A 22814-nucleotide genomic window follows, 5' to 3' on the forward strand; every position below is an offset into this window, starting at 1 on the left:
ATGATTTTAACCAAAGGGTAAACCAATGGTTGATTGAAAATTAATGAACTTAAAAGTTTCTTTAAAAGAATAATTTCTTTACTTCAAACTGAAAAGTGCTGCATGGAGGGGTTGATACCGAATCATGCGGCATTTTTTATTTATAAATTGTTATTTTATTGAAAACAAATTGTTAATTAGGTAGCACTAAGGCTTAAAGTATTACACCTGACTAACATGAAATTCAAATTAAATTTAACATTTATACCAAAATTTTTTGGAGCCATTATCCTGTTCTTACTTGCCCTGAATATGGTCAGCCTTTGGATGCAACATACTGTTGAAGAAAAAAGACCCTTACACGATTTCTTTATCCGGCTTTTTGATTTCAATCAGGAAGCAAATGTTCCGGCATTTTTTTCCTCTCTCTTATTGTTGATGGCTTCTGGCCTTTTATTTCTAATCTATTTTAATAAAAAGAAAAAAAACAGAAAATCTATAGGCTGGCTGGGATTGGCACTTGTCTTTGTATTTTTATCACTGGATGAGGCCACACAAATCCATGAATTCCTTATCGGTCATTCCAGAGAATATTTTGATGCCTCAGGTTATTTATACTACGCCTGGATAATCCCATATTCAGCAGGCTTGCTGCTACTGGCCCTCATTTACATCCCGTTTTTCAGGCACTTGGATAAAAAAATGCTTATCCTGATGATCGTATCGGGAGTTATTTTTATTGCCGGAGCCATTGGCATGGAAATGATGGGGGGAAATGAAATAAATAATAGTGGGTTTGGATTGCGATATATGATTTATTATTCTGTCGAAGAAACACTCGAGATGATAGGAGTGTCCATTTTTATTTATAGTCTGATTTGGTACTTGTCTGTCAAAAAAAATAAAATAACCTTTAAAATAAATCCTACCTCTAGCTAAAAACCCATTCCCTACCTCCGAAACAGGACAGTGCAGGACACTTTTCTTTCCCAATGCCATAACTTTAAGGTATGAATGTATCTTTAATCGTTTTTATTCTATTGAGACTGCTCATCAGCGAACCCAAACCCCTTGTGTTTGAAAAGCAGCTGATTGCCATGGAAAGTGCCGAATCAGTGGGGGTATTTGATGTCAATGGAGATGGTAAACCAGATCTTGTCTCGGGAAGCTATTGGTATGAAGGGCCGGAATTTACCAAAAGACACCTTATCGGACAGGTAAAAAGAGTAAGTGAGTATTTTGATGATTTTTCTACCATTCCCATGGATGTTAACGGAGACGGAAATATGGATTATGTGACGGGGGGATGGTTTGGTAAAACCCTTTTTTGGGTGGAAAACCCGGGAAATAACGGAGAATGGCAACCACATGAAATCGCCAATACCGGAAACGTGGAAACTACCAGGGCCTGGGATGTAGATGGTGACGGACAGTTGGATATAGTGCCCAACACCCCTAATCAACCACTTGCCTATTACAGTTTGAAAAGGGGCGATGGCGGTAAGGGAACTGGAAGCTTTGAAAAATATCCGGTAACAGAAAAACATGGACATGGACTGGGATTCGGTGATATCAATGGGGATGGCAGAGGAGATTTTATCATTCCTGAAGGCTGGCTGGAAGCTCCTGAAGACCTGAAAAATGGCAAATGGCAACTCCATGAGGCTTTTCAACTGGGAGGGGCCAGTGTTCCGATTCTGGTGGTTGATGTAAATAAGAATGGTTTGAATGACCTGATCGTAGGACAGGGCCATGATTATGGTCTGCATTGGTATGAGCAAAAACGAAATGGAGCTGACATTTCCTTTACCCAACACCCCATTGATCCCTATCAGTCCCAATACCACACCATGGAATGGGCAGATTTAGACAACGATGGAAAAATGGAGTTGATCACTGGTAAAAGGTACCGTGCTCATAATGGGAACGATCCCGGAGCAAATGACCACCTTGGATTGTATTACTTCAAGTGGAACGGGGAATCTTTTTCCAAAAACATCATCAGTTATGGTCCCTTTGGAGAAGGCAAAGGGGCTGGATTGTATTTTTCGGTTGAAGACCTAAATGGTGACGGTATGCTGGATATCGTTGTGGCAGGAAAAGATGGCCTGGCAGTCTTTCACAATAAAGGGAGCAAATAAAAACTGGAAAGGAAATACCAGTCACATCTTCTTTTACATTTACTCCTTTAAAGACCGGGCATGAATCGTATTTGGAAAACCTTTAAGGTAACCAAAATTTAACCTTATCCTTACTTGAAAAATTTCCACAAGTCTTAACTTGGCTGCTCAAAAAATAGCAAAAACATGAAAAAAATAGTAATCATTTGCTGGGCATTTTGTTCCAGCTTCAGTCTTCATGCCCAGGATCTGGTAAAAGGGTACGTTTTTGAAGACCGCAATGAAAACGGGAGAAAAGAAAGAAGAGAAAAAGGACTGCCCGAAGTGGCCGTCAGCAATGGTGTCGAAGTAGTTTTAACAGATGAAAAAGGAGCTTATTCCCTGCCTGTAAGCGAAGATAATATCATATTCGTCATCAAGCCTGCTGGGTATGCCGTACCCGTGGGAGAGGATAATTTACCGCGGTATTACTACATTCACAAGCCTGAAGGTTCGCCCGAACTCCAATACAAAGGGGTTGAGCCTACCGGCCCTTTGCCCAGGTCGGTAGATTTTGCCCTATATCCCAGAGAAGAAACCAAAGAATTTACAGCGATGATTTTTGGGGACCCGCAGCCCTATACCGAAAAGGAACTGGAATTATTTGCCAAAGGAGTGGTAGAAAAAGCCAAAAAAGAGGAAGGAATCAGTTTCGGGATATCCCTGGGGGACCTGGCCGGAGATGACCTGGATTTACATCCCAAATATGTGGAGGTGATGCAGCAAACTTCCTGGCCCTGGTACAATGTACTTGGCAACCATGACATGAATTATGATGCCAGCAGCGATGCCCATTCGGACGAATCATTTGAAAAAACTTTCGGTCCTTCTGCCTATGCTTTTAACCATGGGGATGCACATTTTATCGTACTGGAAGACATACTCTACCCTGACCCAAGAGACGGTCAGGGCTACTGGGGAGGATTTAGAAAGGATCAACTGGATTTCGTAGAAAACAATTTAAAGCATGTGGATAAGAACCGATTGGTGGTATTGTCTTTTCACATACCCTTGTTGCATGAAAATGAAAATTCCTTTCGGGACAGTGACAGAAAGCGGCTGTTTGACTTGTTGAAGGACTATCCAAACAGATTGGCTATTTCAGCCCATACCCACCTCCAAAGACATAATTTCTATACAGCCGAAGACGGTTGGGAAGGAGCGTCCCGTTTTCACGAATACAATGCAGGGACTACTTCAGGAGACTGGTATTCTGGCCAGCTGAACGAAGAAGGCGTACCCATTTCTACCATGAGAGATGGCACACCCAAAGGGTATGCTTTATTAAGGGTTGATGGTAATCAATATCAAATCGATTACCAGGTGATAGGAAAACCACTGGAACACCAAATCAAAATCTTTAATCCCAAAGTGGTGGCCAATAACAGGGGCAGTTCTTCCGGAATCTTTGCAAATTTTTACATGGGTGATAAGGATGATATTGTGGAATACAAAATCGACAACGGCGATTGGAGACCGATGAACTGGACAGCTGCTCCGGATCCCTCTTTTATGGCAGATGTCATGGAATGGGACTTCATGGAAAAATTATCTCCGGGAAGAAGGCCCTCAAACCCGGTAAATTCAACGCACCTCTGGCGGGGAAGTATACCAACCAATCTACCTGTAGGAAAACACACCATAACCGTCCGGGCAATAGACATGTTTGGCAGGACCTTTACTGAAACCAGTGAATATACCATCGCCGAACCAGTACCCTTTTAAAACCACCGATCCATAAAAAAAAGCGGCTATATCCATACAGGAATAGTCGCTTTTTTTGTTTAGCAGTGGTGACTTATTTGCCTGCCCAAGTAATATACCTGAAATCATTTAACCCCAAAACCGGACAACTCTTCATCAATAAATTTATCCCATCTTGCCTGGGCTTTGGCATTCATTCCATGTGCCGTTTCCCTGTCGTATTGTTCCTGCATTTGGTTCATTTCCCTGAAAGCGTCCAGGTAATGGAAGGATACTTTTCTGTCATAATTATGTGGCTGAAGATCCAATTTCTCTACCTTTTCCTTTAACCGCTCCATGACAATTTTGGCGATATCAAAATGCCGCTGTTCGTGGTTGAGTCCATAACTGTTGTTGGTTCCCTTTACCCAGGAGGAACTTTTCAACATGAAGGTTTTGAAAACGATATCCACAATTACTTCTCCTTCTTCTATCCAGCTGTTGCCTTCATAGGCAATACTGGCAAAAATGGAGGCAGCATAATTACCAAACCTGGGCCTACCTGTAAAATCCTTCCAGCTAAGTGGCCTTTGTGGATTATAAAAAACCGTATCATCCTGATGATCTTCACGATAATCTCGGATTTTCACTTTCACATCTCTGGCCAGTTTGATATCCTCAGTGGACTCCTTTTCTATCCAATCGTTAAAATATTTCAGGGAATTGTTGATGGATTTCCGCAAAACAGGTTCAATCACAGAAACCTGGCGCACACCCCTTTTGTAGCTGACACCCCCCTGAAAATCGAGTAAGTGAACCAATTCATCACCCCTTTCCAGCTCAAACGAAAAATCCAGATAAACTTCCCCCTCCACCAGTCCACTTCTGGCATCTGCCAATTCTTCAATTATTTTCAGATCTCTGATTCTGATCTTGACGGGCCTCAGGTTCTGGTCCCTGGGCAAGGCACCGAAAACATAGTTTTCCACAGCGGGGATCGCCCCTCCTTCCAGGTCCACAATCTCCAATTGGCTGCCGCTACTGATGTTCCTTACTAAAAAAGCTACCGGTGAGCGGTCAGTCCGATCGTCTATCACACCCTTGATATGAAATTCTTTTGGCACAAAAACCTGGGAATAAACCCTGAGGGATATGGGATCGATATTTTGTGAAAATGGGAAAGCAAAAACCGGAATCAAAACAAAAACCAGACCTGCCACAAGCATGTATATAGTCATACTTTTCCTGAGCAACTGTCGCTTTATATAATCCCTGGTTTTCATCATGTACCCATCCTCATTTGGCATAACGCCAATTTTGGTCAAGTGGTTCTGGGAACTATCATGGCATGGGTATCCCTGTAGTTTGGGAGATGGCTTTCAGGTCCATGACCACCTCCATCTGAAGCGGAATACCACTTTTCATCCGCACTTCATATGCCCTCCACTCCGGGTCTCCGGGAATCAGCACTTCCTGGGCACCCTGAAGGGGAACAGCTGCCCTGAGCGTGCGGACCCACTCATCCATTTCTTCCTTAAATTCCTGAACTTCCCTGAATCCGTCCACATCCCAAACAGAAAAAAAATGTCCTATACCCTTGCCAACCTGTTTATCCGAACTTGCTGTGTTGATGGCAAATGGAATGGCAAAAGGTCCCCAATTGGCCCCACTCAAGACAGCACTTAAAATATCCACCATTCCGGCCAGGCAATATCCCTTATGGCCGGACCCATCGCGGCTGCTTCCCAAAGGCAATAGGGCACCTCCATTTATCATCCTTTCGGGATCCTCAGTGGCTTGTCCATTTTCATCAAGGCACCAGCCTATGGGTACTTTTTTCCCTGCTCTTTTGGCAATTTCCACCTTTCCATAGGCTACAGTGCTGCTTGCAAAGTCCATGAGTACCACTGGTTCCTTTAGAGTAGGAAATGCCATGGCCACCGGGTTGGTGCCCAGCATTTTCTCTTTACCGTTAAAGGCTGCCACCCCTTTACTGGTATTGGTCATGGACATACCTATAAAATCATGTTTTACCGCCATTAGCGGATAGTATCCTGCAGCCCCAAAATGGTTGGTGTGAGAAACGGCCACAGATCCGGTACCGTATTCCCTGGCTTTTTCGATGGCTATTTCCATACACTTTGGTCCGATGACCAAACCTAAGCCATTGTCTCCATCTACCGTTACCACAGCATGTTTCTCCCGGATCAGCTGCAACCTGGGTCTGGGATTGATTCTACCTGCCTGCAATAGCCCAAAGTAAGTTTTCAACCTGGCGATACCATGAGAATCTATTCCATGTTCATCGCTGTAGGCCAAAACATCAGTGGCCAGCAAGGCATCCTCCTCAGGGACATCAAAATACATGAATACCCCGTATATAAAATCCCTCAATGCTTGTGGTTCAAATAATTCCCTTTTATCCTCCATTGATGATTCCTGAAAAGAAAACATCCAGCAAACCCTTAAAAAGTAAGCTGGATGCGTTAAAACAAAACGACAAACTCCTGCTGCCTGGCTTATCAGGGAAGCGGTTTGATCATGATATCTTTGTAATAAATCACACTATTGGGGTCATGGGCCTGCAGCGCGATGGTCCCGCTACTCAGCTTTTTCGGGCTGTCCCCGATAGCTTCTCTGTCCTTGGATTCGGTATACTCATTGACTACCTCTCCATTGACTTTCACAGTCACCTGCTCTCCATTGACGATGATGTGTTTGGTGTACCATTCCTCATCAGATACATAAGTATCCCTCACATCTTTGAAGCTGTAAACACTTCCCGTTTTCCTCCAGTCACCATGACTCTGGTTCACCTGGATTTCATATCCCTTTTCAGGCCAACCTCCTTCTTGATAGGCAGTGTGGATAAATACTCCCGAATTGGCACCGGGCATGGTTTTGATTTGCATTTTCAGTTCAAAGTTCTTGAAATCATGGTTCTCCACCTTGCCCGTGTAAAACATATGGGCCCGGGGACCATCGATTTTAATCACACCATCCGATATACTAAAAGAGTCCGGGTTTTCGTTTATCGTCCAGCCTTTAAAAGATTTTCCATTGAATAATTTGATCCACCCGTCTTTATCCGCTTTCTGTGCAGAAACTGAAAAGGATACCAGGATACATAAGGCTACTATTAGGATTTTTTTCATTAGATTATTTTTTGTTTATTTAGCTATGTTGAAATTAATACAATTAAAGGAATAATTCAAAAAAGATATTGCAATACATTTTCGAATTAGCTCATAAAGAACAATCCCAAATATAATAGCAGTTCGGAATTAATAAAAAGATTAATCTTCCATCAAAACGAAAATTTCTGCTCATTTAAAAATTAAATCTCTTTCGGCCTTATCTCCCTGATTTCAAATAAAACAAATAAAAAAAATAAGATTTTTGATTTAAGAAATGTCACTGTATTTTAGGGAAATTTTTAAAAAGAACTGTATATGAGTCAGGGAGAAAAAACCAGTTATTCCAAGGAAGAGCTTCAGGAATTTGAAGTGCTGATCAATGATAAACTTGCCTTAGCCAAAGAAGAATTTCTGCAGCTAAAAAGATCTCTTAGCAAACAAAACGACAGCGGAACGGACAACACTGCTTCTACTTCCAAACTTCTGGAAGACGGTGCCGATACCCTGGAAAGGGAAAATTTAAGCCAATTGGCAGCAAGGCAACAAAAATTTATCATCAATCTCGAAAATGCGCTGAGAAGGATTAAGAACGGCACCTATGGTGTTTGCGTAGATACAGGAAAACTGATCAGCAAAGAAAGGCTGCGCGCTGTACCTCATACCATGCATAGCATTGAAGCAAAAATGGCAAAAAAATAGCATTGGATTTTTTACACCGGCATATTGAAGCTTTGGTATTTTGCTCCTCCGATCCTTTGGGACTGGAAGAGATACAGAAATGCCTGACCGAAATGTTTGAATCAGAGGTCCCGATGGAACATCTGGAATTTGCGGTAGCCGCCCTGCAGGAAAAATTCCAGGCGGATGAGCATGCATTCAGCCTGGAAAAATTAGCCGGAGGTTATCAGTTTCTGACCAAACCCGCCTACCAAAGCAGTATCTCTATCCTCCAAAAGCACCAATCCCAAAAAAGGTTGTCTACCGCACAGCTGGAAACCTTATCTATTATCGCCTATAAACAGCCTGTGACCAAATCTGAAATTGAACAGATCAGAGGAGTAAATTGCGACTATTCCGTCCAAAAATTATTGGAAAAATCATTGGTTGCCATCAAAGGAAAGTCAGAAGGCATAGGCAGACCCATACTTTACGGAACCAGCCCCAAATTTATGGAATACTTCGGCATAAATGACCTGAGCGAATTGCCCCAACCCAGGGATTTCAAAACAGAGGAAAATGAAATCGGCAATCAAAATGATTGATTTTTAATCGATTTTAAAATTAATTCATAAAAATAGTCTAATTTTGCAGCCGCATTGATTGAAGGCAATTCCTTCATTTCAAGCTTCTTACCAATTTATAGGCTAATACAGCAGAGATGCTGCAGATTTATGAAAAAATTTGATAAAAAAGACGGTGATTTCTCCAGGAAATCTTCCCGTACCAGCACCGGTAGCAAAGACCGGTTTTCCAAAGACAAATCCAAAGCTGGAGAAAAAAGTACCCAGGTAGAAAAGAGCGAATACAAAGGCCGGGGCAAAAATGAGAAACCTACCTATGGCTCCTTCCAGGAAAGGGACAATAAAAAGAAACCTTTCAAAAAACCCTTTTCTCCCATAACCAAAGCAAGAAAAGGCAAAAGTAAATCCGAAACCCAGCCGGAATACGACCTTACATCCATTCAAAAGCAAGCCCACAAAGATGCGGATGAAATCCGCCTCAATAAATTCATTGCCAATTCAGGCATATGTTCCAGAAGGGAAGCCGACAAGCTGATTGAAAAAGGGGAAATTGCAGTGAATGGAAAGATTGTTACCGAATTGGGCTATAAGGTCATCCGGAAAGACCGGGTAATGTATAAGGGGAAAGCCATTCGGCCTGAAAAACCCGTTTACCTGCTGCTTAATAAACCAAAGGATTTTATCACCACTACGGATGATCCCTTGGAACGAAAGACAGTCATGCACCTGGTAGATGGGGCCTGCGAAGAACGCTTGTTTCCTGTGGGCAGACTGGACAGAAATACCACTGGCCTTCTCTTGTTTACCAATGACGGTGAGTTATCGGCCAAGCTTACCCATCCCTCCTACGAAGTTAAAAAGATTTATCAGGTCACTCTGGACAAACCTTTGGCCAAAAATGACCTGGAGGCCATTTTGGAGGGTGTAACCCTGGAAGATGGACTCACGATGGTGGATGATTTACAGGTACTTTCCCTGGACAAAACCATTCTGGGCCTGGAAATTCATTCCGGAAAAAACCGGATTGTGCGCAGGATTTTCGCCCATTTCGGCTACGAGGTGACTGCACTTGACCGGGTGATGTTTGCCGGTTTGAGTAAAAAAGACATTGCCCGTGGCAAATACAGGTTCTTAAATGAAAAAGAGGTTATCAATCTCAAATTCATGAATAAAAGTAAAAACAAAAAGCGACCCAAATAGGTCGCTTTTTGTTTTTGGCAGGGATTTGGTTATCTTATTCTGAAATTATACCCATGCCTATGAAAGCCATTTGGAAAGATAAAATTTTAGCCCAGTCAGAGGAAACAAAATTTCTGGAAAACAACCATTACTTTCCCCACGATTCCCTAAACAGGGAGTTTTTTGAAATATCCAACACCACCTCCGATTGTCCCTGGAAGGGAAGGGCCAGTTATTACCATGTCCGGATCGGTGAAGACACCAACAGGGATGCTGCCTGGTTTTATCCCAGTCCAAAAGAAGCTGCTAAAGATATCAAGGACCATGTGGCCTTTTGGAAAGGCATCAAAGTAGAGGAATAAATAACTATGAAGAAATACCATGCCATAGTGATCGGAGCCGGCCAGTCGGGTATGCCTCTGGCAAAAAAAATAAGTGCCAAAGGCCTTTCTGTGGCATTGATAGAAAAAAGAGCTCTGGGAGGTACTTGTATCAATGACGGCTGTTCTCCAACCAAAACCATGGCTGCCTCTGCCAGAATCGCTCACCTGGTAGGCAGGGCAGGAGATTTTGGGGTAAATGTCAAAGACTTTAGTGTAGACCAAAAAGCGGTTCGGGACAGGAAAAACCATATCGTGGAATTGTTTCGCGGTGGGGCCACCAAGGGCTTACAAAAAGCCGAAAACCTGGACATCATCATGGGTGAGGGAGTATTCCAGGCCGATAAAACACTATTGGTCAAAAAACCAGGTCAGGAAGACCTTGCCCTGGAAGCTAAAAAATACTTTATCAATACCGGATCAGCCCCCAATATCCCTACGATTGAAGGGCTGAAGGATTGCCCTTACCTGGACAGTACCAGTATCATGGAATTGGAGGAAACTCCGAAACACCTGATCGTGCTGGGGGGAGGGTACATCGGCCTGGAGTTTGGCCAGATGTTCAAAAGGTTCGGCAGCAAGGTGACCATTATGGACATGGCCTCCCGGCTGGTGCCCAGGGAGGACAGCGATGTTTGCGAAGAAATTTCCGCCATCTTCAAAGAAGAACAAATCGATACCAAATTCAATATAGCGGTAGAAAAGGTCAGCTATGCCAATGGGAAGATTATGGTTAGCTATGATGATAAAGCAGGGAAAGGAAGCATCAGTGGTTCGCATCTGCTGGTAGCTACCGGCCGAAAGCCGAGCAGTGAAGGACTTGGCCTGGAAACCATTGGTGTGAAGTTGGCTGGTAGCGGTCATATAGTCGTGGACGACAACTTTGAAACATCCGTACCGGGTATCTATGCACTGGGAGACGTGGCAGGAAGCCCTCCATTTACCCATATGGCCTATCATGATGCCCATATTGCCTTTAACCGGATATTTGAAGGAAACAAGTCGCTCTCAGCGAAGGGTCGTTTGGTTCCCTATTGTGTTTTCATAGACCCCCAACTTGCCCGGGTTGGATGGAACGAGCAGCAGGCCAAAGAACGGGGCATTCCTTATGAAACCGGGAAATTTTGGATGAAACATTCAGGAAGGGCCCTTGAAACCGATGAAACCAGGGGCTTTTTTAAAGTGCTGGTAGACCCGGAAAGCAAGCAAATTCTCGGGGCCACCATACTCAGCATGGATGGAGGAGAGATCATGGCTGTCATACAAATGGCGATGGTGGGCGGAGTTCCCTATGATCAGATACAACACCTGCCCATCGCCCACCCTACCCTGGCCGAAAGCCTGAACAACCTGATGGGGCAGGTCAAGCGTACCAATAAATAGCGTTTCTACAAGCAAATGAAGTCCTTCTTTATCCTTTACTTCCTTACAGGAATTGGTTTTATCTCTTTCGCCCAGGGCACCAATCCTCAATACGACGCAGCACTGGCAGACAGCCTTGGTGCAGATGCTTACGGTATGAAAAGTTACGTACTGGCCATTCTTGAGACCGGAGGCACGGCCCCTGATGATAAAGCCAAGGTCAGCGAGGCATTTTCAGGCCATATGGCCAACATTCGCCGCTTAGTGGAAGAAGGGAAATTATTGATTGCCGGTCCGCTTGGACCAAATGATGACCGCTATCGGGGGATATTTATTTTTGACGTGGCAACAGTTGAGGGGGCCAGGGAGTTGGTGAGCAGCGATCCAGCCATTCAGGCTGGGTATTTAGCTGTCAAACTGTATCCCTGGTATGGTTCGGCGGCCCTACCCCTGTACCTGGATGCGGCGGACAAAATATGGAAGGAAAATCCCTGAGCATTTCAATACCGCATTTGCTTTTTTGGGAGTATTGGGTGAAGCAGACCTGGCTCATTTTCACCGGGAGGATATTAAATAGTCTAAGTTATCAATATTTTTAGTAACTTAACTATCTGATTCTTTTTACTATGAGCCTTTTACTTCAGCCATTACGTATCGCAACATCAGCAAAAATCCCTTTTCTGAAATTATGGGTATTTCTGAGGCAGCGGTTTTATCTTTTGTTGGCGGGAATTTTTATCGCCCTGCTTGGAGGATGTGATCAAAAACCCAAATTTGTCCCAGGCCTGGAAAGGATATCCGTGGATATTTCGCAGGCGCGTACCGGCAGGTTATCGGAGTTTTTCGAATCCAGTATTGAGTATATCTGGCTGGAAGACGATTCGGAAGAGGCCCAGCTCAATGCCGGATTACAAAAAGTCCTTTTTCATGAAGACAGGATATATACCCTGGATATTTACGGCTGCAAGTGCATTCACATTTTTGATAAATCAGGTAAGTACTTGTCAAAAATCGATGCCTATGGTGAGGGGCCAGGCCAATACCTGGACTTTGATGATCTCGCAGTCGTAGACGCAGAACTGGTCCTCCTCGGAGTATTCCCACGTAAGATCATGTGGTTTAGCCTGGAGGGTGAATTCTTACGAGAACATTTCTTTCAAGAGAGGGTTGGACCGGGTGTATTTTCAGATCTTGACCAGCGATTTTACCTGTATACGGAAACCCGGGATCCGGAAGATTATTTTGTAAAAAGCTTCAACAAATCATTTCAGGATACCATTAAGCATTTTCCTTACCATCCTGAGAGGCTGTATGGAAATTTTTCCGGTAGAAATTTTTTTCAGAAAAGTACAAAGAATCTTTATTTTGGAATGACCTATCTGGATACCATCTATCAGGTCGACAAAGGTAATCTTGTTCCAAAACTTGCTTTCGATTTTGGAAAATACGGGCAAGATCTTGATGAGATTAAAAGACTTGATGCTGGCATGGAAAGGCTGGATTTTATCAATAACAGAGCCGAGTTGTATTTCCGTGGTCAATACCTTATTTCCGAAAAGCACCTCTTTGCCCTGCTAGCTTATGAAAAAAAAGGAATCATTTTATTCTTTGATCGGGAACAAAATAAGACTCATCTCATTGAGAAACAGCTTACAAATGATATTGATGGAGGATACGATCCTCTTGGGATAATACATAGTTTTGAACCGGGAAAAGTAGGCGTAAAAGTTCCCGGCAGGGATCTCTATAAAACACTATTGGAGAAAAAAGCCAACATGGAAAAGGCCGAATTTGAAAACTGGGCAAAAAACAAGGGGAGGAATTTTGCAGAAACAGCCATGAAGGCAAGAGCATCCGAAAACCCGGTGTTGATAGTGTATACGCTGAAATAGCACAGTGCAGAAGCGAAATCATCGGGATCGACTTATAAGGTTACATTTTTGCGACATTTATCGGATACATGATTACAGGTCTATTTTTGGTGAATAGGGCATTTTCAATTTGATCAAATCATTGAATTCCTTGCCTTGTTTTCAAAATTTCCCCGACACCGAAGCCTGAAGGGCTTCAATTACAATAACCCCGGGCGAAACCCGGGGACTGCCAGAATCCACCCTTCACGCAACCCCGGGAGGGGTTAAACAAGGGCCTGCCTAGCACCTATCCTATGGATATACAGCCTCTACTGCTCTTCTCGGGTCTAAGGAAAGCCTTCAGCCCGAGAACAGTTGGTCTCGTGAAGACCACCACAACAGATTCAACCCCTACCGGGGTTGGTGATAATCGCTAGTCCATCAGCCGTGGGCTGCACCCACGGTTATTGGTGTTCAGGCCCTTCAGGCCTGGGATAAATTAGACAATCAGTCGGAGTTGTTTTGGAGGCGGAAACAATTTTACATGGTTCCAGTCAAATCATTTTCCTGGAAATTTCAAGGTATGTCCGAACCAGTAACTAGCCAAACGAATCATCGGCCTTCTCCCCTCTTCATCAAACTCTTCCTCGACTCCGAAGCCTGAAGGGCTTCAACAACAATAACCCCGGGCGAAACCCGGGGACTGCCAGAATCCACCCTTCACCCAACCCCGGAGCGGGTTGAACATAGGCCCGCCAACTTACTGGCCTACCCGGTTATTCAATCAATCAATTCTAATCCAAGAGGTTAAGCCCTCTGCATGCTAAAAATAAATGCGTTCAGATTGCAAAATCATAAATCTATACTGAGCCGAACAAATCCCAGCTCATCTTCCATATTCTCAAAAATCCAGATGGCACCGTCCTTTACAAAGTAGGTTTGGGGAATGTTCTTTAATTCGGGCACGATAGACTCCGCCAACATCTCCAAATTTTTGTCAAACACTGTCAGAAAAATAGTACTGCTGTTGACGGACCTGGAATAGTGACCATTTTCCTCAACTATTTCCATATCTGTCTGGTAGGAAAAACGGTAATAGTGTTTATTGATTTTATCCCAAAAAAGCCTTTCGAATTCAATCTCCGCTAATGAAGTTGCATAGATGCGGTAAAGGGCTTCATCACTATCTACCTGCTTGGGATAGTAAGGCGTTTTTTGGTTGGGCGTTAATCGACTTTCATAAGTCTTCAAAATCAAACTATCGCTATCGGGAAGGTATACGTACAATTCATTGAACACATTATTGCTGATTACAATGCTTTTTCCTCCTGTCTGAAGTAAAACCTGCGACCCTAAAAAACCAATAATTTCACTCCCATTGACTTGGGTTACACGGTATTCTTCCAGCTTATCAAATGCTAGAAGATCCAATTCGGTTAGTGTAGAATGGGAGGCATCCACCTTTATCAACTCCATGAACTTTGCGCTCCAATCTGTTAAAAACCCTAAATAGTGGTTATCAGAACCGGGAATTACCGATTTAATGCGAAATCGGTTTCCTCCATCCAAAATACCCGACTGTTCCAGTACCTGGTGTATAGTTACTTCACTCAATTTCTCCCCTTCTAAATTAAAAATCGCTGCATGCTTTAGAGAACCTGCTACTAAAACGCTGTCTTCCCCCAAAAGAAAAAACGGTGTAAAAAAAGGCCCGGTACCTCGAGGTCCTTCCCTTTCAAAGGGAATTTTTTCAACGAACTTTAATTCATCCAGGTCAATTTTTTCCAAGGCATGGTCCGTAGGATTGTAATTATATAGAAACCTTCCGTCTGCAGACAATTCAGCGTAGCCCAAACTTGCCCTGAGGTAAAGAATTTCATCTCCAGGATCCACCAAAACGGTATCCAAAGCAAAAGACAGTTGCCGTTCTTGCCCAAAATTTCCTTTTTCAGGATTTCCACAACCAGCTATTAAAAGAGGGATGATAAAAAAAATAAATTTGTTCATGATCAGGGATTAAGTAAGTAATATAAAAAAAAATATTTTTTAAAAGGGGATTTTAGTCTGCTTCTGTTCACTATTTTCTTTTTTAATGATTTCACAAAATTTCCGCAGGGAATAATTCAATAGATCCGCCTTGAAATTTCTTCAGTTTATCAATTAAACCTTATATTTAGGATATAAATAAGCTTCCAACATGGAAATCAAGTTTCAAACCAAAGAAGAAAGCAATCGGGAGCAACGGGAAGCATTTCTTCGATTGGAACCGAAAGACCGATTTTATCACTTTTTGGACCTTTGCGAAAACCTGAAGAATCTTCCCCTCAAAACACCCAGAAAAGCTCCTTCGGACAATTTTATAATTGAAATCAAAACCCATGACAAAAATCTGGAAGGAGAACATTGATTCCTTTTTAAGGGAAGCATCAAAGAAAGGGGTTAAAATGCTTTTGGTTGGGGGTGGTGCAGTCAATTTTCATGGCTATCAACGGCACTCTGCAGATGTGGATTTTTGGATAGATACGTCCGAAGAAAATTTCTCCAAGCTACTCCAGGTTTTTCAACGAATGGGATATGAGATCGACAGCTTTCCTGATAAAGTTAAAACCAAGCAACAAAATATCTCCGTTAAATTTTCTCCTGCTGATCTAAACCTGGAATTGATTACCAATTTTCAGATTGGAAAAAGCTTTGATGAGGCCTTTGCAGAAAGCGAAAAAGTAGAAATCAGGGATCATGGAGTATTTAAATGGAATGTCCTTAATTTAAATGACCTGCTTGAAAGCAAAAGAAGAGCCGCCAGACCCAAAGATTTGTTAGATATCTTAGAGCTGAAATCAATTCATGGCATGAAATGATTTAGTTTTCATTGAGCGTTACTCCCTCCGAAGGAAATGTTCGTCTCCCCAGGTCCATCGACAGTCTTGCAAAACCCACTTCGTCTTCCACATTTACAAACATCCAGATCTTTCCGTCCTTGACAAAGTGCTTCTGGGGCGGCATGCCGATGTCTGCCACCCTGGTCTCTGCCAGCATGTCCAGGTTTTCGTCAAACAGGGTCAGGAAGACCTCAGCAGAAGTGGCAGCCGGCCACTGAAAGCTTTCCGTATTCGGTTCTTCCAGAACTTCTTTGTGCGAAAACCGGTAGTACACCTTATTTTGTTCGTCCCAGACAGGAGCGGAAAAACTGATTTCCTCCCTCACCTGCCGGATGGCCTCCAGAAAACCTTCCTGGGTATCAAACTCCCTGGCCCCGGGAACCGACTTTTCATTTTCGGTAAGCTGGCTATCGTAAGTGAATACCCGCAGGCTATCCGTCACAGGCAGGTACTGGTAGAGTTCGTTCCTGAGATTACTTCCCAGCAAGATTTTGCCTCCCTCTCGAATCAGATAGGTTTGAGGGCCGGTTACCATATAGCCCTTTCCATCTGTAAATTGCAACTCAAAATTCTTGAGATTTTCGAATTGGAGAACGGACATTGTTTTGGTACTGCCTTTTTCTAAATCAACCCGCATGAGTTCTGTCGATTTTGCTTCAAAGCTTCTTAGAAAACCCAGGTACTGGTTATCGTGATTTGGAAGATTCATCTCAACCAGAAAGGCCTTTCTATCCTCGGTTTTACCCCCATCAGTGATTAATTCCTGAAATTTCAGTTCCTTCAATTTTTTACCACTCATCTCAAAAACACCTGGATTTGGAAAGCTGATGATCACCAAATGGTCATTGTCCAAAAGGAAAAAAGACTTAAAAAATTCTCCCGTACCATTGGGCCCTTCCTTCTCGAAAGGAAATTTCCGGACAAGCTTTTTTTCATCCAGATCAATCTGTTCGAAGCTATGATCGTGCTGGTTGTAATTGTACAAATACTTCCCGTCCGGAGAAAGGTCCGAATTGTACAACCTTCCCGCCACAAAAAGCAACTCCTCTCCGGGATCAATGAGTACCGTGTCCAGGGAATAATCCAGGGAGGTACTGCCACTCAGGTTTTCCATTTGGTTTTCGCTGGTACAGGCTATCTGAATTAGAAGGAATACAAATAAGGGAAAAACCTTTGCCATAACTTTATCCGTTTAGAACTATAAATTTAAAAAATATGCTTTAAAAACCTATTAAAAGATTAATTTAAAAGAAAGAAATTAAATCCACAATGATTCATCATACCCAAAATTCCGGACTAGAGTTGCGTTAATAACTGGCTATTCCGTCATTGCATTCCGAAAACAAATCTTTTTAAATCACTTTAGCCAATTCCGGGGAGCCGTGCTGTTCGATATTTGCAATGTCAAACCAAGGTAAATTGGATTTGCAATCCTGGAACCAGGCAGAAGCCAGGAGACGTTTTTATAAAAAAAGTCCAAACCCTCATAATTTTCAGATCAAAAAGGTTATTTTTGAAGCAATCCTTTAATCAATTATTTCCCTAAGATCAGTTAGTTTTATGAAATTTGTTTCTAACCATTACCTGAAAGTGTACTTTTTGATTAGCTGGGTGCTTTTGGGGATGTCCCCTGCCTATGCGCAGGACAGCACCACTTTTACCAGCGGTCTGTACCTGGAAAATATTCACCGGTATGGCAGGGAGGTGATCTTTACGGATCCTGTGGCGTTCCAGTTGGCCGAAGGGACTTTCCAAAAACCGGAAGAAGGACAGGGGATTTCAGCAGATGTGGATGCCGTTTGGAAGACCATACAGCCCGCAGAAGATGGTAAATTTAAGGGGCGTATAAGAAGTGGGTACCTCTACCTTACCTATGATTCGGATAAGAAACAAAATGCCCTGCTTAAGGTAAGTGGCAGCAGCATGATGTATGTCAATGGTGTTCCGAGAGCAGGAGATATCTATGGAGATGGATGGCTTTACCTGCCCATAGCCCTGGAAAAAGGAGAAAATGAGATTTTGGCCCGATTTAACGGACTTTGGTCAGGAATAGCCGCTGAACTCCTTCTGGATCAAAAACCGGTTCTTTTGAAAGTAGCGGATGCCACCCTTCCGGATATTGTATTGGGAGAGGACAATAGTGCACTTATGGGAGCCGTAGTGGTCATCAACAATACTTCCAAGCCCATCAGCAATGCCACAATGCAGGCAATTGTGGACGAAAAAACAGTAAGCACTGCGCTCCCCACCATTCCGCCCATGAGCATTCGGAAGGTAGGCTTTGAAATAAATGCCGGAAATATATCGGAAACGGGAGAACATACCTGTTCCCTAAACCTTTTCCTGGGAAACAAAGTAGTCGATAATCGAACCATAAGCCTGGATGCAAGAGAAGGCACTGAACATTACAAGCAAACGTTCATCAGCGAAATAGATGGTAGTGTGCAGTATTATGGTGTGGCACCCCAAACGGATGGTGAAAGTCCCGGCTCAGCCTTATTTTTATCCGTGCATGGTGCAGGCGTGGAAGCCATAGGGCAGGCAAGGGCCTACCAACAAAAAGACTGGGGAACATTGGTCGCCCCTACCAATCGCCGGCCCAGGGGATTCAACTGGGAAGACTGGGGCAGGATAGATGCCATGGAAGTCCTGGACCTGGCAGTAGAAAAGTTCAAACCTGATCCCTCCCGGATCTACCTGACCGGGCACTCCATGGGCGGACACGGCACCTGGTATTTGGGAGCCACCTTCGCCGGAAAATGGGCGGCAATCGCTCCCTGCGCCGGCTATCCCACGCTGATGGGTTATGGCTCTGCTGACGGAAAAATCCCGGAAAACCCCGAAAGCGAACTGGAAAAAACCTTGTTAAGGGCCAGCAACCCCAGTAACACCATAGAGCTGGCAAAAAACTATGCCTCGGGAGGGGTCTACATTCACCATGGAGACAATGACCGGGTCGTCTCTGTCAATTATGCCCGGCAAATGCGGGGCATTCTGGCTGCATTTCATCCGGACTTCAGCTATTATGAATACCCGGGAGGCAGCCATTGGTTTGGAAGCGAAAGTGTGGACTGGCCACCATTATTCGATTATTTCAAATGGCATGAGCGTAGCCCCGACAGCCTGACCCATTCCATCGATTTTGCCACCGCGAATACAGCTGTTTCCTCCAATAACAAATGGCTGCATATCCTGCAACAGGAACAATCCCTGGCCTACAGCCGGGCCAATCTACAACGTGACATGGAAGGGTTGAAAATCAGTGGGCAAACAGAAAATATAGCGGTGCTGGGCATTGATACCGGGGATTTTCAGCTCGGAGATAGCATTTCTCTGGACCTGGACGGGAAAGAGCTGGTATGGATAAAGGACCAAACACCTACCCTTTACCTGCACAAAAGCAATGAGGCCTGGACACCGGGACAAAAACCTGACCCTTCTGCCAAGGGCATCCATAGAAACGGAACTTTCAAAGAGCCCTTTAACCACCGGATGATTTTCGTGTACGGCACGGCCGGTAACAAAGCTGAAAATGAATGGGCTTACAATAAGGCGCGTTTTGATGCAGAAAGCTGGTATTACCGGGGTAATGGTGCCGTGGACCTGATTTCAGACCGGGAATTTGATCTGGAGGAATATGCGGACAGAGGGATCATTATTTATGGCAATTCCGATACCAACCGGGCTTGGAAAACGCTCCTGAGCGAAAGTCCCATTCAGGTCAGCAGGAATGAGATCAGCATGGGAGAGGAAGTTTTCCCTCAGGATAACCTGGGAACATATTTCATGGTCCCAAGAAGCGACAATGACATACTTAGTATTGCCGTTGTCAGCGGTACTGGGCTTAAGGGACTTCATACAGCCAATGCCAACCAGTATTTTGCAGGCGGAAGTGGATTCCCGGATTTCGTTATATTTTCCTCCGAGCTGCCGGTAAAGGGCATTGATGCCATCAAGGCTGCCGGGTTTTACGGGAATGACTGGAGTTTACATGGCAGGGAATAAAGAAATAGGAATAACATAAGCTCAATTCTCATGCCTTAGGGATTATAAAACTAAATTCCACTTTTCCAAAGGAAAAAATGTCTAGGATCACATTTTTTCGAAAGAAAAAATGTGATCCTAGACATTTTATTGAACCAAAAAATCATCGCGCTGACTGGTGAATGCATTACCTATCGGCTAATGGAGCTGTCAAAAGGAACAAAATCAGGCATTCAGGCTTAACTTGCTATTGTTCAACTGGTCCCACAAAATCCCTGAAATTCTCCTTTGAAATAACCTCAACACTGGTATTGTATGTGTTTACAAATATTGCCGGAATATTCACTCTGGCTTTTGGATTCCATTTGAATTCAAAAGCCGTAATCTTTCCATCTGACTCCTCCACGTAGTCAATTTCCTGTTGGTATCTGGTCCGCCAAAAATAGGTATTACAGTACCTTTTGTAATAATGGTTTCGCTTAAGCCTCTCAGACATTAGGAAATTTTCCCATAAAATGCCTGTATCATTTCGCAATCCAACCGGGTTGAAATTTTGAATGATTGCATTTCGGACGCCATTGTCGTAGAAATAAATCTTCCGGTTGGTTTTGATCTCGTTGCGAAGATTACGACTAAATGAAGTTATCGGAAAAACAATGTAGGACAGTTCCAGTAAATGAATATAGCTTGAAACCGTGTTCTTATCCACCCCAGTTAGCTGAGCCACTTCATTGTAGCTCACTTCACTACCGACCTGAAAGGCCAACGCCTGCAGAATTTTTTCCAGTACTTCTGGCTTTTTGATATGGCCCAAAGAGAGAATATCTTTAAACAAATAACTTTGGGTAATCTCATTAAGGATTTCCCTTTCCTCCCCTTTATTATTAAGGACATCGGGATAATATCCGTATATCAAGCGATTGTCCAGGTCTCTCAGGGCATCCAAATATCCGAGCGATTTCTCATATTCTTCGTAGGAGATTGGATACAGGAAAAATTCGAATTTTCGTCCTGTCAGCGGTTCATTGGTGTAATTTCGTAGCTCAAAAGCCGATGAACCGCTCACAATCAACTGAACGTTCTTGAATTGGTCGTGAATAATTTTTGCAGTAATTCCAATATGCTCTATCCGTTGTGCCTCATCTATAAAAATGATCCTTGAATCTCCTATTATTGTTTCAATCTCTTTGGTGTTTGGGTTGGTAAGCCTCTGCCTTACCAATGGGTCATCTCCATCCAGAAAAAGAAACTCTCTTTCCTGTAAAACTGCTCGGATAAGTGTCGTTTTGCCGACCTGTCTCGCACCGATCAGTATAATGGTTTTCCCCTTAAATAGCTTTTGGGATATCTGACTTTGCAGGCTTCTTTCGATCATAGCAATTTTTTGTATTCACCAAAATTACCGATTATTGGTGAATTAATTCACTAAAAATACCGATTTTTGGTGAATTAAAGAATTAATAGCCAAGCGAATTATTTGACTCCTTTCCGTATTATCAAACTCCTTCCCCATGCCGAAGCCTAAAGGGCTTCAACAACAATAACCCCGGGAGAAACCCGGGGTCTGCCAGAATCCATCCTGCACACAACCCCGACAGGGGTTGAACAAAGTCCTCCTAACCAACTGGCCTATCCTGAAATAAGGTCTCCACTTCCACCCTCAAAAGGAAGAAATGGTGTATTAACTATAACCCGATGTTCAAAATTTAAAATATGGAGTCTAAATAAACAGGGTTTGTAAGCCTACTGCTGTATCCTTTGTTAAAGCCATCAATTCTAATCCAGGATGATAATCCCTCCACATGCTAAAAATAATTGCGCTCAGATTCCGAAATCATAAATCTATTCTGAGCCGTACAAAGCCCAGTTCATCCTCCATATTCTCAAAAATCCAGATCGCTCCGTCTTTGACAAAATAGGTATCTGAAACCTTACTTAATTCCGGTATACCGGACTCCGCCAACATCTCCAAATTTTTGTCAAATACGGTCAGGTAAATATTGCTATTGTTGACGGATTCAAATTGCCGGCCATTTTCCATTTCCACTTCTAAATCTGTCTGGTAAGAAAACCGATAAAATCGTTCATTGACTTTATCCCAAATTAGTGGCTCAAAAGTTATTTCTGCCAATCCTTTTGCATAAATGCGGTACAGGGCCTCATCGCTATCCACTTGCTTGGGATAGTAAGGCGTTTTTTGGTCGGGCGTTAATCGACTTTCATAAGTTTTTAATATCAAACTATCGCTTTCAGGAAGGTACACGTACAATTCATTGAATGCATTATTGCTGATTATGATTTTCTCCCCTCCTGCCTTAACTAAAACCTGAGATCCTAAGCCCCCTCCATTGACATGTACCACATTGTATTCTTCCAACTTATCAAATGCCGGGAGATCCAATTCGGTAAGTTTAGAATTGGCCATATCCGCCTTCAACAACTGCTTAAACTTTGCACTCCAATCCGCTAAAAAACCTAAATACTGGTTACTTTAACCAGGAATTATGGACTTAAAGAGAAAACGGTTCCCTCCTTCCAAAATCAATAACTCATCTAGTAATTGCTGGATTTTTACTTCATTTAATTTCTCTCCTTCCAAATTAAAGGTTGCTGCATGCTTCAAAGAGCCGGCTACCAGGACGCTGTCTTCCCCCAAAAGAAAAAAAGGTGTGAAAGAGGGACCCGTACCTTGAGCTCCCTCCTTTTCAAATGGAATTTTTTTCACCAATTTCAATTCATCCAGGTCTATTTTTTCAAGTGCGTGGTCCGTTCGGTTGTAATTGTATAGAAATCTTCCGTCGGCTGACAATTCGGAATCTCCCAGATTTCTTCTGAGGAAAAGGATTTCATCTCCCGGATCGACCAGGACGGTATCCAAAGAAAAAACGAGTTTCCGTTCTTGCCCGATTTCCTGTTTTTCAGGACTTCCGCAGCCGGCTAATAAAAGAAGTAAGATAAAAAAAATAAATTTATACATG

General features: G+C 43.2%; 19 protein-coding genes and 1 pseudogene. 13 read left to right on the plus strand and 7 right to left on the minus strand.

Going from position 1 to position 22814, the window contains the following annotated elements; genetic code table 11:
- Nucleotides 1–216: 216 nt before the first annotated feature.
- From G9Q97_RS19470 to G9Q97_RS19480, 3 genes are all read left to right on the plus strand, one after another.
- Nucleotides 217–918: a hypothetical protein gene (locus tag G9Q97_RS19470; protein WP_166149933.1), complete on the plus strand. Its 702-nt coding sequence runs from the start codon at nt 217–219 to the stop codon at nt 916–918.
- A 71-nt stretch (nt 919–989) separates the two neighbouring features.
- Entirely contained in the window at nt 990–2120 is a 1131-nt protein-coding gene (locus tag G9Q97_RS19475; RefSeq protein WP_166149935.1) for an FG-GAP repeat domain-containing protein, read from the plus strand.
- A gap of 165 nt (nt 2121–2285) precedes the next feature.
- Complete coding sequence (locus G9Q97_RS19480) at nt 2286–3863, plus strand: calcineurin-like phosphoesterase C-terminal domain-containing protein (RefSeq protein ID WP_166149937.1); 1578 nt, start codon at nt 2286–2288, stop codon at nt 3861–3863.
- A 104-nt stretch (nt 3864–3967) separates the two neighbouring features.
- On the opposite strand, the gene G9Q97_RS19485 is transcribed toward G9Q97_RS19480, so the two are convergent.
- The 3 genes from G9Q97_RS19485 to G9Q97_RS19495 all read right to left on the minus strand — a co-directional run bounded on the left by G9Q97_RS19485 (nt 3968) and on the right by G9Q97_RS19495 (nt 6976).
- Complete coding sequence (locus G9Q97_RS19485; RefSeq protein WP_222852035.1) at nt 3968–5128, minus strand: DUF922 domain-containing protein; 1161 nt, start codon at nt 5126–5128, stop codon at nt 3968–3970.
- A gap of 34 nt (nt 5129–5162) precedes the next feature.
- Nucleotides 5163–6251, minus strand: coding sequence for an Ldh family oxidoreductase (locus G9Q97_RS19490; RefSeq protein WP_166149939.1), 1089 nt, complete (start codon nt 6249–6251; stop codon nt 5163–5165).
- Nucleotides 6252–6343: 92 nt separating this feature from the next.
- Nucleotides 6344–6976: a 3-keto-disaccharide hydrolase gene (locus tag G9Q97_RS19495; RefSeq protein ID WP_166149941.1), complete on the minus strand. Its 633-nt coding sequence runs from the start codon at nt 6974–6976 to the stop codon at nt 6344–6346.
- A 297-nt stretch (nt 6977–7273) separates the two neighbouring features.
- On the opposite strand from G9Q97_RS19495, the gene G9Q97_RS19500 reads away from it, so the two are divergent.
- The 7 genes from G9Q97_RS19500 to G9Q97_RS19530 all read left to right on the plus strand — a co-directional run bounded on the left by G9Q97_RS19500 (nt 7274) and on the right by G9Q97_RS19530 (nt 13012).
- Nucleotides 7274–7657, plus strand: a complete 384-nt coding sequence (locus G9Q97_RS19500) for a TraR/DksA family transcriptional regulator (RefSeq protein WP_166149943.1) — start codon at nt 7274–7276, stop codon at nt 7655–7657.
- 2 nt (nt 7658–7659) lie between these two features.
- Nucleotides 7660–8220: an SMC-Scp complex subunit ScpB gene (scpB, locus tag G9Q97_RS19505; protein ID WP_166149945.1), complete on the plus strand. Its 561-nt coding sequence runs from the start codon at nt 7660–7662 to the stop codon at nt 8218–8220.
- 129 nt (nt 8221–8349) lie between these two features.
- A complete protein-coding gene (locus G9Q97_RS19510; RefSeq protein ID WP_166149948.1) occupies nt 8350–9399 on the plus strand; it encodes a pseudouridine synthase in 1050 nt (349 codons plus the stop codon).
- 59 nt (nt 9400–9458) lie between these two features.
- On the plus strand, nt 9459–9740 hold the full coding sequence (locus G9Q97_RS19515) for a DUF427 domain-containing protein (RefSeq protein ID WP_166149950.1): 282 nt from the start codon (nt 9459–9461) through the stop codon (nt 9738–9740).
- 6 nt (nt 9741–9746) lie between these two features.
- Nucleotides 9747–11141 carry a mercuric reductase gene (locus G9Q97_RS19520; protein WP_166149952.1) on the plus strand — a complete coding sequence of 465 codons (1395 nt, stop codon included), beginning with the start codon at nt 9747–9749 and terminating at the stop codon, nt 11139–11141.
- Nucleotides 11142–11156: 15 nt separating this feature from the next.
- Nucleotides 11157–11615, plus strand: coding sequence for a YciI family protein (locus tag G9Q97_RS19525; protein WP_166149954.1), 459 nt, complete (start codon nt 11157–11159; stop codon nt 11613–11615).
- A gap of 131 nt (nt 11616–11746) precedes the next feature.
- Nucleotides 11747–13012, plus strand: a complete 1266-nt coding sequence (locus tag G9Q97_RS19530; protein WP_166149956.1) for a 6-bladed beta-propeller — start codon at nt 11747–11749, stop codon at nt 13010–13012.
- An 813-nt stretch (nt 13013–13825) separates the two neighbouring features.
- Here the strand turns inward: G9Q97_RS19530 and G9Q97_RS19535 are convergent.
- Nucleotides 13826–14980: a DUF4221 family protein gene (locus tag G9Q97_RS19535; protein WP_166149958.1), complete on the minus strand. Its 1155-nt coding sequence runs from the start codon at nt 14978–14980 to the stop codon at nt 13826–13828.
- 190 nt (nt 14981–15170) lie between these two features.
- Between G9Q97_RS19535 and G9Q97_RS19540 the strand changes: the two genes are divergently transcribed.
- Together G9Q97_RS19540 and G9Q97_RS19545 are read left to right on the plus strand one after the other, a co-directional pair.
- A complete protein-coding gene (locus G9Q97_RS19540; RefSeq protein ID WP_166149960.1) occupies nt 15171–15380 on the plus strand; it encodes a hypothetical protein in 210 nt (69 codons plus the stop codon).
- The gene (locus G9Q97_RS19545; RefSeq protein WP_166149962.1) at nt 15352–15831 is read left to right on the plus strand and encodes a nucleotidyltransferase; all 480 of its coding nucleotides are present in this window, start codon (nt 15352–15354) and stop codon (nt 15829–15831) included. The genes G9Q97_RS19540 and G9Q97_RS19545 overlap by 29 nt, the downstream gene beginning before the upstream one ends.
- Before the next feature lies 1 nt (nt 15832).
- On the opposite strand, the gene G9Q97_RS19550 is transcribed toward G9Q97_RS19545, so the two are convergent.
- Nucleotides 15833–17032 carry a DUF4221 family protein gene (locus tag G9Q97_RS19550; RefSeq protein WP_166149964.1) on the minus strand — a complete coding sequence of 400 codons (1200 nt, stop codon included), beginning with the start codon at nt 17030–17032 and terminating at the stop codon, nt 15833–15835.
- Nucleotides 17033–17412: 380 nt separating this feature from the next.
- On the opposite strand from G9Q97_RS19550, the gene G9Q97_RS19555 reads away from it, so the two are divergent.
- Nucleotides 17413–19857, plus strand: coding sequence for a carboxylesterase family protein (locus tag G9Q97_RS19555; protein ID WP_246255790.1), 2445 nt, complete (start codon nt 17413–17415; stop codon nt 19855–19857).
- Between the two features lie 226 nt (nt 19858–20083).
- On the opposite strand, the gene G9Q97_RS19560 is transcribed toward G9Q97_RS19555, so the two are convergent.
- Together G9Q97_RS19560 and G9Q97_RS25090 are read right to left on the minus strand one after the other, a co-directional pair.
- On the minus strand, nt 20084–21211 hold the full coding sequence (locus tag G9Q97_RS19560; RefSeq protein WP_166149966.1) for an ATP-binding protein: 1128 nt from the start codon (nt 21209–21211) through the stop codon (nt 20084–20086).
- 459 nt (nt 21212–21670) lie between these two features.
- Nucleotides 21671–22813: pseudogene (locus tag G9Q97_RS25090) on the minus strand (DUF4221 family protein).
- Between the last annotated feature and the right edge of the window lies 1 nt (nt 22814).

This window comes from Cyclobacterium plantarum (assembly GCF_011290685.1).
Taxonomy (GTDB): Bacteria; Bacteroidota; Bacteroidia; order Cytophagales; family Cyclobacteriaceae; genus Cyclobacterium; species Cyclobacterium plantarum.

Excerpts from the sequence above, each read along its gene's own strand:
- G9Q97_RS19470 (WP_166149933.1), top strand. The coding sequence starts at position 217 with ATGAAATTCAAATTAAATTTAACATTTATACCAAAATTTTTTGGAGCC.
- G9Q97_RS19475 (WP_166149935.1), top strand. The coding sequence starts at position 990 with ATGAATGTATCTTTAATCGTTTTTATTCTATTGAGACTGCTCATCAGC.
- G9Q97_RS19480 (WP_166149937.1), top strand. The coding sequence starts at position 2,286 with ATGAAAAAAATAGTAATCATTTGCTGGGCATTTTGTTCCAGCTTCAGT.
- G9Q97_RS19485 (WP_222852035.1), bottom strand. The coding sequence starts at position 5,128 with ATGCCAAATGAGGATGGGTACATGATGAAAACCAGGGATTATATAAAG.
- G9Q97_RS19490 (WP_166149939.1), bottom strand. The coding sequence starts at position 6,251 with ATGGAGGATAAAAGGGAATTATTTGAACCACAAGCATTGAGGGATTTT.
- G9Q97_RS19495 (WP_166149941.1), bottom strand. The coding sequence starts at position 6,976 with ATGAAAAAAATCCTAATAGTAGCCTTATGTATCCTGGTATCCTTTTCA.
- G9Q97_RS19500 (WP_166149943.1), top strand. The coding sequence starts at position 7,274 with ATGAGTCAGGGAGAAAAAACCAGTTATTCCAAGGAAGAGCTTCAGGAA.
- G9Q97_RS19510 (WP_166149948.1), top strand. The coding sequence starts at position 8,350 with ATGAAAAAATTTGATAAAAAAGACGGTGATTTCTCCAGGAAATCTTCC.
- G9Q97_RS19515 (WP_166149950.1), top strand. The coding sequence starts at position 9,459 with ATGAAAGCCATTTGGAAAGATAAAATTTTAGCCCAGTCAGAGGAAACA.
- G9Q97_RS19520 (WP_166149952.1), top strand. The coding sequence starts at position 9,747 with ATGAAGAAATACCATGCCATAGTGATCGGAGCCGGCCAGTCGGGTATG.
- G9Q97_RS19525 (WP_166149954.1), top strand. The coding sequence starts at position 11,157 with ATGAAGTCCTTCTTTATCCTTTACTTCCTTACAGGAATTGGTTTTATC.
- G9Q97_RS19530 (WP_166149956.1), top strand. The coding sequence starts at position 11,747 with ATGAGCCTTTTACTTCAGCCATTACGTATCGCAACATCAGCAAAAATC.
- G9Q97_RS19535 (WP_166149958.1), bottom strand. The coding sequence starts at position 14,980 with ATGAACAAATTTATTTTTTTTATCATCCCTCTTTTAATAGCTGGTTGT.
- G9Q97_RS19540 (WP_166149960.1), top strand. The coding sequence starts at position 15,171 with ATGGAAATCAAGTTTCAAACCAAAGAAGAAAGCAATCGGGAGCAACGG.
- G9Q97_RS19545 (WP_166149962.1), top strand. The coding sequence starts at position 15,352 with ATGACAAAAATCTGGAAGGAGAACATTGATTCCTTTTTAAGGGAAGCA.
- G9Q97_RS19550 (WP_166149964.1), bottom strand. The coding sequence starts at position 17,032 with ATGGCAAAGGTTTTTCCCTTATTTGTATTCCTTCTAATTCAGATAGCC.
- G9Q97_RS19555 (WP_246255790.1), top strand. The coding sequence starts at position 17,413 with ATGAAATTTGTTTCTAACCATTACCTGAAAGTGTACTTTTTGATTAGC.
- G9Q97_RS19560 (WP_166149966.1), bottom strand. The coding sequence starts at position 21,211 with ATGATCGAAAGAAGCCTGCAAAGTCAGATATCCCAAAAGCTATTTAAG.